We start from the raw sequence: 13259 nt of genomic DNA, 5'->3' as shown, positions 1-13259 counted from the left end.
GTTCTTGGGAGTATTTTTTAACATGGATAATGAGTGCAAACATTGCAAGGGAGCAGGAACTTGCACAAGTGGTGTTGAAAATAACAGTTGTCTTGATTGCTCTAAAAAGAGTTTAAATTTCGCAGTTTTTCGCAAAAAAGAAACCTTAGAATCTAATAAAGGTCTAGTATGTAAACAATGTGAAGGCAGTGGCTTATTTGATCCTAAATCGCGAAGGCTTCATAGCAACGTCAAGCCATTTATAGCTTTATTTGTTGTAATTTATGCCTTGTATATTGTTCTTGATTTAGCGCTAAAAAACAACGGGCATTTCAATGAAGTTTTACCATTTGTTTCAGGTCTTGTGAGTACGATCATTGCTTTTTATTTCACTAAAGGTGATAAGAACTCATAACAAAGCCATCATGAAGGGACGTAAAAATCTTGGCTGCGCTCCTTCGTCGCTAATTTGTACAGATCTAGTTATCACCTGACACCGGCCTCAAACCGGTGTCTTGTTTACGCTACTTTAGTGCGCACTTCCTTCGGTATCAATTTCAGACCCTTCTTGAACATGCTGTAGGGCGTTTGTCCTTCCATCATCCTGCCCTGATGTGGTCGCTGGTTGTTGTAGTGCTCCAGGTAACTGTCCAGGTCTGTCTGCATCTGCTCCACCGACTCATACCAGGTTGTCCTCCCTTTGATACGGAAGTGTTCATCCAACAAGGTTCGATGCAACCGTTCGATAAAGCCGTTGCTCTGTGGCCTGCGTACCTTGGTGGTCCGGTGCTCAATCCCCTCCAGTTGCAGGAACAGCTCGTAGGGATGATGGTCAGGGCGCCCGCAGAACTCGCGCCCATTGTCCGACAAGATGGTATAGACCCGTGCCTCGTGAGCCTCGAAGAACGGCAGCACCGTTTCGTTGAGTACATGGACCGACGTCACCGGCAGCTTGCTGGTGTAGAGCCGTCCCCAGGCGTGGCGGCTGTAGCAATCGAGCACGGTTTGCAGATACACCTTGCCCACCCCCTTGAGTGCACCGACGAAGAAGGTGTCGACTGCCACCAGTTCCCCGGTGTAGTGGACCTCTATCTGGCGTTCGCGGAACTCGGGACTGAAGCGCTCGAGCAGGCGAATTTGCTCGTCATTGAGCTCAATGGCCTGCTCCCTATGGGTTTTCTCGAGGCGCAACAAGCGGTCATGCTTAGAGAGCAAATCGTGACGTTGCCACACGCCACGCACACCGCCCGCACTGACGTTGATGCCTTGCAGAGCCAGTTCTTGCGCGACCCGCAGCGGGCCATGGGTTGGTCTGGTGAGAGAGTAATCGAGGATGGCCTGCTCAATCTCGGGAACGACCCGGTTGGGATGCCCCCCTTTACAGCCGGGGAGTTTGTCGAGCAAGCCCTCGGCGCCATAGGTCTGGTAGTTACGGCGGATCTCGTAGAACTGCTGGCGGCTGTAGCCGATGAGCTTACAGGCTTTGCTGACGTTATTGAGCTCTTTGGCGAGCTCTAGCAGGCTGAGTTTACGACGTGCTACTTTCTCGTTGGTGGTCATACGGTGACTCCGGATAACACGGTAGGGGTACCGTTTTGTTATCCGGTTTGAAGCCGTATGACCACTCCCTTTTGTGGGCAACTGTCAGGTGAATACCATCTCCATACAGCTAATTACAGCCAAGCTTTTTCGCGCCCCATCTGGCTGCGTTAGTTAGAGGAAATTTTACCTTTTGAGCATCATATAACACGCCCCATTAAGCCGTTAGCCACTGCAACAAAGGGAATAGTTGGGAGGAAAATAAACCAGGGGGCATTTGCCCCCTCGAATATCCATGCTCGGTATGGGAAATCGACCTTAGTCGAGCCGCCTCCGCAGCCTTAGAGCAGTAATCAACTCCTCCACCAGCACTTCCACCGCTTTACCGGCATTCAGCAGATGGATTTCCGGCTGTTCGGGGGCCTCGTAGGCGGAGTCGATGCCGGTGAAATTCGTGATCTCCCCCGCTCGCGCCTTTTTATAGAGCCCCTTGGGATCGCGCTCTTCACAGACGGCCAGCGGCGCATCCACAAACACCTCGACAAACTCCCCTTCCCCCACGAGATTGCGCACCAGATCCCGCTCGGCACGAAACGGCGAGATAAAGGCGGTGAGCACGATAAGTCCCGCATCCACCATGAGTTTCGCCACCTCGCCGACCCGGCGGATGTTTTCTTGCCGCGCGGCGTCATCGAAGCCGAGATCGCCACAGAGGCCGTGGCGCACATTGTCCCCATCCAGCAGATAGGTGTGCTTGCCTTGCGCAGCCAGCGCCTGCTCCAAGGCTCCCGCCAGGGTGGACTTGCCCGCCCCGGAGAGCCCGGTGAACCAGATCACCAGCGGCTTCTGTCCCTTCTGCTCGGCCCGGCTCTGTTTGTCGACGGCATGGGCATGCCACACGATATTGCTCATCCAAAACTCCTTGCTTGGCGCTCGCGCCTCAATGCTGAAACGGTCTGGCTCCCTGGAGCTCAGCCTCTGGCCACTCGCCACTGACGGGGGCCATGGTCGTCGTGTATTCCTATTCCCTGCAAGGCACCAGGCCCCCAATTGCGCCGCCTTAAAACGGAAACAGCAGGGGCACCATGACGATCACCCCGAGGCTGTAAGCCAGGGAGACCGGCAGGGCCAGCTTGAGGTAGTCCGGCATCTTGTAGTTGCCCGCCGCATAGACCATCAAGTTGGTCTGGTAGCCGTAGGGCAGGATAAAGCTGGAGCTCGCCCCGAACAGTACCGCCAGAATGAACGGCATGGTGGAGACATCCATGCTGAGCGCCAGCTGGAATCCCATGGGGAAGGCCAGGGCCGCCGCCGCGTTGTTGCTCATCAGCTCCGTCAGCACCAGGGTAAACACATAGATGCCCACGAAGGCGACGAAGGGGCTGGCACCGTTGAACTCCCCCATCAGCCAGTCGGCGATGAGCTTGGCCAGACCGCTCTTTTCCAGCTGATCGGCGATGGCAAGCGCCCCGCCCACCACCAGCCAGATATCCAGCGGAAAGCGGCGGCGGATCTCGTCCAGGGTCAGGATGCGGGAGAAGAGCAGCACCACCAGCATCACCAGCAAGCCCTTGAACAGCGGCACCAGATCGAGCACCGACAGGGTCAGCACCCCGAGGAAGCCCAGCACCACGGCGGCGCTGCGCTTGCCATCGAGCCGGGTGGAGGCCTCCAGCCCGCTCACCACCACGAACTCCCGGGAGAGGGACTTGTTGCCGGCAAACTTGGGGCCGGGGGCCAGCAGCAGGGTATCCCCCGCGTGCAGTTCAATCTGGCCGAGGCCGCCGGTGAGCTGGGTCTCGCCCCGGCGCACCGCCAGCACCACCGCATCGAAGTGGGTGCGAAACTCGGCGTCCTTGATGGTCTGACCCACCAGGCGCGAGCTGTGGCTGACGATCACCTCCACCAGGTGCTGGCCGTTGAGCCGGTGCTGGCCGTAGAGATCCAGCCCCTTGAGCTCCTGCAGCACGCCGACGCTCTCCACGTCACCGCAAAACAGCAGCATGTCCCCCTCGTGCAGCTCGTGTTCCGGCTGCACCGGGCAGATCACCTGATTGCCGCGAATGATCTCGGCAAGATAGAGGCTTTTCAGGCTGCGCAGGCCGTTCTCCTTGACGCTGCGCCCGGCCATGGGCGAGCCGGCCCCCACCTTGGCTTCGAGAAAATAGCCGGATTCCCGGCTCATCTCGGTGTCCTGCTCCGGCAGGTGGCGGGCAAACAGCAGCACGGCGATAAGGCCGGTCAGCAGGGTGCCCGCCCCCACCATGAAGAAGTCGAACATGCCGAGCGGCTTGGCCCCCATCTTGATGAGGAAGCTGTTGACGATGAGGTTGGTGGAGGTGCCGATCAGGGTCAGCACGCCGCCAAAGGTCGCCGCGAAGCACATGGGCAGCAGCAGCCGGGAGGGTGCATGGTTGGGGTTGCGTTTGACCGCCCCCAGCATGGAGGCCACCACGGCGGTGTTGTTGACGAACGCCGACAGGAAGGCGGTGGAGAACCACACCTTCACCAGCACCTTGTTGAAGGAGCCTGTGCCCACCAGGTTGGCGAACCAGCTCATGACCCGGGTCTTCTCCACCGCGAGCGACACCAGCAGCAACAGCACCAGGGTCAGCAGGGCGCTGTTGGTGTAGCCCGCCACCACGGCGTTGATGTCCGCCAGGCCGCTCAGGTAGGTGATGAGCACGGCGGCCGAGAAGAGCAGCGCCGGCCGGAGTTTGCCCTGGATCAGCAGGGCGACGAGGGCAGCCAGCAGACCCAGCACCAGGGATTGTTGCCAGGTCATGGGCTTACTCCTTGCCGGAATCGTTGCTGATGGTCAGCGCCTGCCAGTGGGGGAAGTGCTTGCGCACCAGGGCGTTGAGCTCCACTTCGAACTCGCTGTAGTGCCCTGCCACAACTTTGGCCGCCAGCCCTTCCACTATCATGCCGGCGCCGACGGTGACGTTGGTCAGCCGGTCGATCAGGATAAAGCTGCCGGTATCGCGGATCTCCTGGTACGGGTCGAACGCCACCGGGTCGGTCAGGCTGAATTCGCACAGGCCGATCTCGTTGAGCTTGAGTTCGCTCGCATCCAGCTGGTCCAGCTTGTTGATCTCGATGCGGTGGCGGATGGCCTCCACCTGGCCGCGGCTCTTCTTGGTGGCCAGCTTGACGTCATAGACCCGGCCAGGTTGCAGGGACTCTTCCCCCATCCAGACGATGTGAGCCAGTACGTTCTGGGTCACCTGGGGCTTTTTCGCCGCATCCACCAGCAGGTCGCCCCGGCTGATGTCAATTTCGTCCGCGAAGGTGACCGTGATGGCCTGACCCGGCAGGGCGTACTCCAGATCCCCGTCGAAGGTGACGATGCGGGTCACAGTGCTCTCTTTGCCGGAGGGCAGCACCGCCAGCTTGTCGCCCACCCGCAGGATGCCGGAGGCCAGGGTCCCCGCGAAGCCGCGAAAATCGAGGTTGGGGCGGTTCACGTACTGCACCGGCAGGCGCACCGGGTGACGCTCCAGCTCGCGCTCCACCTCGGCAGACTCCAGCAAGGAGAGCAGGGTCTCGCCCTGATACCAGGCCAGCTTGTCGCTTGGGTTGACCACGTTGTCACCATCCAGCGCCGAGACCGGCACTATGTGGATGGTGTCGACGCTGAGCTTCTTGGCGAACTCGCGGTAATCGGCACTGATGCGCTCGAACACCTCCTGGCTGAACTCCACCAGATCCATCTTGTTCACTGCCACAACGAACTGCTTGATGCCGAGCAGGCTCGCAATAAAGCTGTGGCGACGGGTCTGATCCAGCACCCCCTTGCGGGCGTCGATCAGGATGATGGCCAGATCGCAGGTGGAGGCGCCGGTGGCCATGTTGCGGGTGTACTGCTCGTGGCCCGGAGTGTCCGAGATGATAAATTTGCGTTTCGCCGTCGAAAAGTAGCGGTAGGCTACGTCGATGGTGATGCCCTGCTCGCGCTCCGCCTGCAGGCCGTCGACCAGCAGCGCCAGGTCCAGCTTCTCGCCGGTGGTGCCGCGCTTCTGGCTGTCGGACTCCAGCGCTTTGAGCTGATCTTCATAGATCTGCTGGGAGTCGTGCAGCAGGCGGCCGATGAGGGTGCTCTTGCCGTCGTCCACGCTGCCGCAGGTGAGAAAGCGCAGCAGGCTCTTGTGTTGCTGGGCGTGCAGGTAGGCTTCAATGCCCTGTTCGCTGATGGCGGTCTGAATGTGGTTGTTCATGTTGCGATTCCTTAGAACATTTTTTTAGAAATAGCCCTGACGCTTCTTCTGCTCCATGGAGCCGGCCTGATCGTGGTCGATAAGCCGCCCTTGCCGCTCGCTCGAGGTGGTGATCAACATCTCTTCGATGATCTCCGGCAAGGTGGTGGCATTGGATTCGATGGCCCCGGTCAGCGGGTAGCAGCCGAGGGTACGAAAGCGCACCAGCTCCTGCTTCACTTCATCTTCCGGGCCGATGGGCATGCGCTCGTCATCCACCATGATCTTGATGCCATTGCGCTCCACCACAGGGCGATGAGCGGCGAAGTAGAGCGGGACTATGTCGATGTTCTCGAGGTAGATGTATTGCCAGATATCCAGCTCGGTCCAGTTGGAGAGCGGGAAGACCCGGATGCTCTCACCCTTGTTGACCTGGCTGTTGTAGACGCGCCACAGCTCCGGGCGCTGGTTCTTCGGATCCCAGCGGTGAGACTTGTCGCGGAAGGAGTAGACCCGCTCCTTGGCACGGGATTTCTCCTCGTCGCGGCGGGCACCGCCGAAGGCGGCATCGAAGCCGTATTTGTTGAGCGCCTGCTTGAGCCCCTCGGTCTTCATGATGTCGGTGTGCTTGCCGCTGCCGTGCACGAAGGGGTTGATGCCCATGGCGAGCCCGTCCGGGTTCTTGTGGACGATAAGATCCAGCCCGTACTTTTTGGCGGTCTCGTCGCGGAACTTGATCATCTCCTTGAACTTCCAGTCGGTGTCGACGTGCAGCAGGGGGAAGGGGATCTTGCCCGGATAGAAGGCCTTGCGGGCCAGGTGCAGCATGACGGAGGAGTCCTTGCCGATGGAGTACATCATCACCGGGTTTTCAAATTCGGCAGCCACCTCGCGGATGATGTGGATGCTCTCGGCTTCCAGCTGCTGCAAATGGGTCAATCTTTCACGGTCCATGTCTGGGTCCTCGGTTCATTGCTGACGCGCCTGGTCGGTGCGCGGTCTTGGTTCAGGTCGGTGCCACCATGGCAACACCGTCAAATCGATTCGGTTCTCGTCCTTCAGGCCAGGCTCACCAGCTTGAGCTCGTGGCCGCTGTCGGCCCCCTGCCCCTGCGCCGTCTCGCCAAACCAGGCCAGCTGTTTGCGCAGGGCGACCACCTCGCCGATGACGATAAGGGAGGGGCTCACCGCCTGTTGGGCCAGCTCAGCCAGCTCGTCGAGCGTACCGGTCAGCACCCGCTGACGCGCCGTGGTGCCGCGCTCTATGATGGCGATGGGGGTGGCGGCGCTTCGGCCATGGCTCACCAGCTGCTGCTGGATGTGCTCGGAGCGCATCAGCCCCATGTAGATCACCAGGGTCTGGCTGGTGGCGGCGAGCTGCTGCCAGTCGGGCTCCTTGCCCTCCTTCTGGCAGTGGCCCGTGATGAAAACGGCGCTCTGGGCATGGTCACGGTGGGTGAGCGGAATGCCGGCATAGGCGGTGGCACCGGCGGCGGCCGTGATGCCGGGCACCACGGAGAAGGGGATGCCTTCGTCTGCCAGCACTTCCAGCTCTTCGCCGCCACGGCCGAACATGAAGGGATCCCCCCCCTTGAGCCGCACCACTCGGTTACCCGCCCTGGCGTATTCCACCAGCAGGCGATTGGTCTCCTCCTGCGGCACGCTGTGAGCGCCGGCCTTCTTGCCGACCGATACCAGGGTGGCGTCGCGGCGCACCAGGTCCAGGATCTCGGCGGAAACCAGCTGGTCATAGAGCACCACTTCGGCCTGCTGAATCTGTTGCAGCGCCTTGAGGGTCAGGAGGCCCGGATCGCCGGGGCCCGCCCCCACCAGCACCACCTCGCCCACTTCGCTTTTCGCATGGTCGAGCCCCTGGTTCAGCCACTGCTCGGCCCCTTGCCAATCTTCTTTCTCAATCAGACCGGCCAAGGTGTTGGAGGCAAAGGCGCGCTCCCAGAAGCGGCGACGATCGGAAATCGATGAAAGCACCCGCTTGGCCTTGTCGCGCACCCGGCCTGAGAGCCCGGCCAGACCGCCGAGATGGCGCGGCAGCAGGCTCTCCAGCCGCTCGCGCAGCAGGCGCACCAGCACAGGCGCCTTGCCGCCGCTGGAGACCGCCACCATGATGGGGCTGCGATCGATGATGGAGGGGAAGATAAAGCTGGAGCGCTTGGGATCATCCACCACATTGACGAACAGACCGAGCTGGTTGGCGCTCTGATAGACCAGGGCGTTCACTTCGAGGTCGTCGGTAGCGGCCACGGCCAGCAGTTGGCCGGCCAGGTGGGCCGGGCGGAAACGCTCGGCCAGATGGGTGAAGCGACCGGCAAATTCGTCGAATGCAGGTTCAAGCTTGGGAGAGACCAGGGTCAGCCTGGCACCGGCCGCCAGCAGCAGGCGCGCCTTGCGCAGGGCAACCTCGCCCCCGCCCACCAGCAATACCGGGCGACCGTCCAATTTGGCAAACATCGGCAAATAATCCATTTTGCATCTCTCCATACCTGATGAGCGCACTCTATCGGGATGGCTAAGCGCGATAAAATAATAAAGAACGTTCATTTATATCTTTTGGGAATATGCTTTGCCGCAGAATGGCAAATCAGGGGGAGTGCGATGCCCTTGAATAGAGGGTGCAGAAAAGAAGATTGCGGGTAGCGAAATGCCCGGCATGCAGCGGGTGACTGGTGCTTTCACCGTGCGGGGTATAGTCTATCGAGACACATTGAAACGGAGTCAAATGATGAATGAATCATTGATTGTGCTGGGAATTTTCATATTCCTGGTGATCGCCACCCTGAGCGCCGGGATCAAGATAGTGCCGCAGGGTTACAACTGGACCGTGGAGCGCTTCGGCCGCTATACCCGTACCCTCACCCCCGGTCTCAACCTGCTGATCCCCTACATAGATCGCATCGGCCACAAGATCATCATGATGGAGCAGGTACTGGACATCCCGGCACAGGAGGTGATCTCCCGCGACAACGCCAACGTCACCATAGACGCCATCAGCTTCGTGCAGGTGGTGGATGCCCGCAAGGCAGGCTATGAAGTGAACGATCTGACCAGCGCCATCCGCAACCTCACCATGACCAACATGCGTACCGTGCTGGGCGCCATGGAGCTGGACGAGATGCTCTCCCAGCGCGACACCATCAACGAGAAGTTGCTGCGCACCATGGATGCCGCCACCGCCCCCTGGGGCATCAAGGTGACCCGCATCGAGATCAAGGATGTGCGTCCGCCGCTGGCGCTGGTAGAAGCGATGAACGCCCAGATGAAGGCCGAGCGCCAGAAACGGGCCGAAGTACTGGAAGCCGAAGGGGTTCGTCAGTCCAAAATTCTGAAAGCCGAGGGGGAGAAGCAATCCCAGATCCTCAAAGCCGAGGGTGAGCGTCAGGCCGCCTTCCTCGCCGCCGAGGCGCGGGAACGAGCAGCAGAAGCAGAAGCCAAGGCAACCCATATGGTGTCAAAAGCCATCGCCGAAGGGGATCTGCAGGCCATCAACTACTTCGTGGCCCAGAAGTACACCGAGGCACTGGCCCGCATCGGTGAAGGCCCCAACAGCAAGGTGGTAATGATGCCGCTGGAGGCGGGCAGCCTGATAGGCTCGGTGGCCGGCATGGCAGAGCTGTTCAACAAAGATGGCAAGGGCGGCAAACCATGACAGCCCTGTTCGAGGGACTGACCTACTGGCACTGGCTGGGGCTCGGCTTCGTGCTGCTGGCCATCGAGGTGCTGGGCTCGGTGGGCTTTCTGCTCTGGACCGGCATCGCCGCACTGGAGGTGGGCCTGTTGCTGCTGGTGTGGCCCTTCGGCTGGCAGGCTCAGCTGCTGCTGTTTGCGGTGCAATCCCTGCTCACCACCTGGGCCTGGTGGCGCTGGCAGCACCAGCGGGATCGCTCGGGCCAGGATGCCGCCGCCCCCATCAACGAGCGGATGCAGGGGTATCTAGGGCGCGAGCTGGTGCTGCTGGATGACGTGACTCAGGGGATGAGCCGGGTACACCTGGACGACACCGTCTGGACGGTGCGCTGCAACCAGCCACTCCCGGCGGGCAGCAGGGTTCGAGTGACGGGGTACGACTCCCATATCCTGCTGGTCGAGCCCCTCCCCTGAGGGCTTTCGACGACTGACGCCAAGCCCGCCATCGCGCGGGCTTTTTGTTGGTCAATATCCATGGCGGCCCTTCATCAGTAACGGACGACTCCCCCACCCGATGAAATAACAGAGGGATATGTCGAACGCCGCACAAGGACCGATTTGTTGATGGGTTTGTGCCCAGCTTCTGGTTATAATTTTTGCCTTTCCAAGCGTTGATGGAACAGTCGCAATGAGCAATGCACTGAGCAGTATCCCGCCGGTAGTCGAGATGGACTACCCGTTTCCGGCCAAACCGGTTCCCCTGAGCGCCGAGCAGAAGACGACCCTGATCGCAGACATCAAGGCACTGCTCAATGAGCGTCAGGCCGTGCTGGTCGCCCACTACTACACGGATCCCGAGATTCAGGCGCTGGCCGAAGCCACCGGTGGTTTCGTCGGGGATTCCCTCGAAATGGCCCGTTTTGGCCGGGATCATGCCGCCCAGACCCTGATCGTCGCTGGCGTGCGCTTCATGGGGGAGACCTCCAAGATCCTGAGCCCCCACAAGCGGGTGCTGATGCCGACTCTGGAGGCCGAGTGCTCCCTCGATCTGGGTTGCCCCATCGAGCAATTCTCCGCCTTCTGCGATGCCCATCCCGACCATACCGTGGTGGTCTACGCCAACACCTCGGCGGCGGTCAAGGCGCGGGCTGACTGGGTCGTTACCTCCAGCATAGCGCTGGAGATCGTCGAGCATCTCGACAGCCAGGGCAAGAAGATCATCTGGGGCCCGGATCGCCACCTGGGCGCCTACATCGAGAAGAAGACCGGCGCCGAGATGCTGCGCTGGCAGGGCCACTGCATCGTCCACGACGAGTTCAAGGCCCGCGCCCTGCGCGATCTGAAAGCGCAGAATCCGGATGCCGCCGTGCTGGTGCACCCCGAATCCCCCGCCTCCGTCATCGAACTGGCCGATGCGGTGGGCTCCACCAGCCAGCTGATCAAGGCAGCCAGGGAGCTGCCCCAGCAGAAGCTCATCGTGGCGACCGATCGCGGCATCTTTTACAAGATGCAGCAGGCCTGTCCGGAGAAAGAGATGGTGGAAGCACCGACCGGTGGTGATGGCGCCACCTGCCGCAGCTGTGCTCACTGCCCCTGGATGGCGATGAACGGCCTGGTGGCCATCAAGTCCGCCCTCACCGATGGTGCCGAGCGCCACGAGATCCATGTGGACGAAGCCTTGCGGATCAAGGCCCTGATCCCCCTCGATCGCATGCTGGACTTTGCCGCTGAACTCAAGCTCAAGACCCAGGGCAATGCCTGATTGCTCCTGATGACGAGATACAAAGAGGGCTCCCGCGGAAGCCCTCTTGTTATATGACTTGCCAGGCGATCAGATGATCACGGTGGAGAGGCTGTGCTCCTCGTCGGGGGCGACTGTGACGCCCGCCTCGCCGGCGATGGCCGCTTCGACGCACAGCATGGTGCGATAGCCGTCGTCGCTCATGTCGGCCATGGCGGTGGCCCCTTCCTGCCAGGGAGTCCAGACCACCACGCTGTCATGATTGCCACTCACCACACGGATCTCGCGCTCACCATCCTTGACGCTGACCAGCGCCTCGGGCTGCCAATAGACGCGATCCAGCGGGCCGCTCAGGGTCAAGGCTCCCTGCTGCTTGCCATCCTGACCGGTCAGCTTGTCGGCATAGGGTTCACCCAGCCCGTTGACGCTGACAGCTTCCGGCTGGCTGATCGTCAGATAGGTGTGTAAGGCTCCACTGTAGACGAGAGGCTGGCTGCCAGTGTTGCGGGTGGTCAGCACCAGGGAGAGCTCCTTGCCTACCAGCACGTCCAGCTCCAGCTCGAAGGCGTGATCCCACTGGGTGCGGGTCGCCTTGCTGTCGCGCAGGGAGAGATGCACCAGGGTACCGTCGGCGTGATCGGAGACGCCGTCCAGGGTCCAGAGGCTGGTGCGGGCAAAGCCGTGGGAGGGTTTGCCGCTACCGACGCGAGCCGGCGCTGGGCCGAACCAGGGCCAGCAGAGGGGAATGCCGCCACGGATTGGCTTGCTGCCATCCAGCATGGCCTTGTCACTCAACCAGATGGAGGCGGGTTCGCCATGGCGCTGATAACTCAGCACATGGGCGCCGAACAGGCTGATCTCGGCCCTGGCGCTGTCATTGCTGATGGTGAGAACCGGCAGACCGGCCGCATTGTTGGCGAGCTGGCAATTGGCGGTCAGGGGGCGAATGGATTGCATGTGGACTCCTGTCATCATGGGAACCGAAAAACAAAAAGGCGGCCAGTGGCCGCCTTTTTCAAGCTACGCGATTGCGCATCCCAAATTACTTGGAGATGTGAGCGATCAGGTCCAGAACCTTGCTGGAGTAGCCCATTTCGTTGTCGTACCAGGATACAACTTTAACGAATTTGTCGGTCAGCTGGATACCAGCCTTGGCGTCGAATACGGAGGTCTGACGCTCACCCAGGAAGTCGGTAGAAACCACTTCGTCTTCGGTGTAGCCCAGAACGCCCTTCATCGCGCCTTCGGAAGCAGCTTTCATCGCTTCGCAGATTTCTGCGTAGGTGGCAGCTTTCTTCAGGTTAACGGTCAGGTCAACAACGGATACGTCCGGAGTCGGAACACGGAAAGCCATACCGGTCAGCAGGCCTTTCAGTTCCGGGATAACTACGCCAACAGCCTTGGCAGCACCGGTAGAGGACGGAATGATGTTCTGAGCCGCGCCGCGGCCACCGCGCCAGTCTTTGGCAGACGGGCCATCAACGGTCTTCTGGGTAGCAGTGGTAGCGTGAACAGTGGTCATCAGGCCAGACTCGATACCGAAGGTGTCGTTCAGTACTTTGGCGATCGGAGCCAGGCAGTTGGTGGTGCAGGAAGCGTTGGAAACGATGTCCTGGCCAGCGTAGGTAGCGTGGTTAACGCCCATAACGAACATCGGGGTAGCGTCTTTGGACGGACCAGTCAGAACAACTTTCTTGGCACCGGCAGCGATGTGCTTGCGAGCGGTCTCGTCGGTCAGGAACAGACCGGTAGCTTCGGCAACAACGTCAACACCGATTTCGTTCCAACGCAGGTTGGCCGGGTCACGCTCAGCGGTAACACGTACGGTTTTGCCGTTAACAACCAGGTTGCCGTCTTTAACTTCAACGGTACCGTTGAAACGACCGTGGGTGGAGTCGTACTTCAGCATGTAAGCCATGTAGTCAACGTCGATCAGGTCGTTGATACCAACAACTTCGATGTCGTTGCGCTCGCAAGCCAGACGGAATACGAAACGACCGATACGGCCAAAACCGTTAATACCTACTTTGATAGTCATATTTAGTTACCTAACTGTTCAGTAGTCAAAGAAAATTCCGCTTGTAAATTTACTAGAACTCTACGGTGAGTCAACCAACATTCGGTCCGAAATTGCGCTATATCATGAAAAACTGTGAAATTTAT

12 protein-coding genes are annotated in these 13259 nt (G+C 60.1%); 4 read left to right on the top strand and 8 right to left on the bottom strand.

Features of this window, described 5'->3' with window-relative positions; translation table 11 throughout:
- The first annotated feature begins 22 nt into the window (after positions 1-22).
- A complete protein-coding gene (locus I6L37_RS08060) occupies positions 23-394 on the top strand; it encodes a hypothetical protein (RefSeq protein ID WP_216993720.1) in 372 nt (123 codons plus the stop codon).
- A gap of 104 nt (positions 395-498) precedes the next feature.
- Here the strand turns inward: I6L37_RS08060 and I6L37_RS08055 are convergent, their stop codons facing one another.
- From I6L37_RS08055 to cysG, 6 genes are all read right to left on the bottom strand, one after another.
- Positions 499-1539 (bottom strand): IS481-like element ISAs19 family transposase, encoded by a 1041-nt coding sequence (locus I6L37_RS08055; protein ID WP_216993165.1) that lies wholly within the window; start codon positions 1537-1539, stop codon positions 499-501.
- 297 nt (positions 1540-1836) lie between these two features.
- A complete protein-coding gene (gene cysC, locus I6L37_RS08050; RefSeq protein ID WP_216993719.1) occupies positions 1837-2430 on the bottom strand; it encodes an adenylyl-sulfate kinase in 594 nt (197 codons plus the stop codon).
- A gap of 148 nt (positions 2431-2578) precedes the next feature.
- The gene (locus I6L37_RS08045; RefSeq protein ID WP_216993718.1) at positions 2579-4303 is read right to left on the bottom strand and encodes an SLC13 family permease; all 1725 of its coding nucleotides are present in this window, start codon (positions 4301-4303) and stop codon (positions 2579-2581) included.
- Between the two features lie 4 nt (positions 4304-4307).
- Positions 4308-5735, bottom strand: coding sequence for a sulfate adenylyltransferase subunit CysN (gene cysN, locus I6L37_RS08040; RefSeq protein ID WP_216993717.1), 1428 nt, complete (start codon positions 5733-5735; stop codon positions 4308-4310).
- A 24-nt stretch (positions 5736-5759) separates the two neighbouring features.
- Positions 5760-6668: a sulfate adenylyltransferase subunit CysD gene (cysD, locus tag I6L37_RS08035; RefSeq protein ID WP_005304721.1), complete on the bottom strand. Its 909-nt coding sequence runs from the start codon at positions 6666-6668 to the stop codon at positions 5760-5762.
- A gap of 104 nt (positions 6669-6772) precedes the next feature.
- Positions 6773-8197, bottom strand: a complete 1425-nt coding sequence (cysG, locus tag I6L37_RS08030) for a siroheme synthase CysG (protein ID WP_216993716.1) — start codon at positions 8195-8197, stop codon at positions 6773-6775.
- 256 nt (positions 8198-8453) lie between these two features.
- On the opposite strand from cysG, the gene I6L37_RS08025 reads away from it, so the two are divergent.
- The 3 genes from I6L37_RS08025 to nadA all read left to right on the top strand — a co-directional run bounded on the left by I6L37_RS08025 (position 8454) and on the right by nadA (position 11117).
- Positions 8454-9377, top strand: a complete 924-nt coding sequence (locus tag I6L37_RS08025) for an SPFH domain-containing protein (protein ID WP_042071176.1) — start codon at positions 8454-8456, stop codon at positions 9375-9377.
- A complete protein-coding gene (locus I6L37_RS08020) occupies positions 9374-9829 on the top strand; it encodes an NfeD family protein (protein WP_216993715.1) in 456 nt (151 codons plus the stop codon). Before I6L37_RS08025 ends, I6L37_RS08020 begins: the two co-directional genes overlap by 4 nt.
- A gap of 214 nt (positions 9830-10043) precedes the next feature.
- Positions 10044-11117 (top strand): quinolinate synthase NadA, encoded by a 1074-nt coding sequence (gene nadA, locus I6L37_RS08015; protein ID WP_216993714.1) that lies wholly within the window; start codon positions 10044-10046, stop codon positions 11115-11117.
- Between the two features lie 69 nt (positions 11118-11186).
- Here the strand turns inward: nadA and I6L37_RS08010 are convergent, their stop codons facing one another.
- Positions 11187-12053, bottom strand: a complete 867-nt coding sequence (locus tag I6L37_RS08010) for a D-hexose-6-phosphate mutarotase (protein WP_216993713.1) — start codon at positions 12051-12053, stop codon at positions 11187-11189.
- Positions 12054-12138: 85 nt separating this feature from the next.
- On the bottom strand, positions 12139-13134 hold the full coding sequence (gap, locus tag I6L37_RS08005; protein ID WP_026457038.1) for a type I glyceraldehyde-3-phosphate dehydrogenase: 996 nt from the start codon (positions 13132-13134) through the stop codon (positions 12139-12141).
- Positions 13135-13259: the final 125 nt, after the last annotated feature.

The organism is Aeromonas sp. FDAARGOS 1407, assembly GCF_019048725.1.
Taxonomy (GTDB): domain Bacteria; phylum Pseudomonadota; class Gammaproteobacteria; order Enterobacterales; family Aeromonadaceae; genus Aeromonas; species Aeromonas enteropelogenes.
The sequence above is the reverse complement of the archived record's forward strand: the minus strand, read 5'-3'. Positions and strand labels throughout refer to the sequence as shown.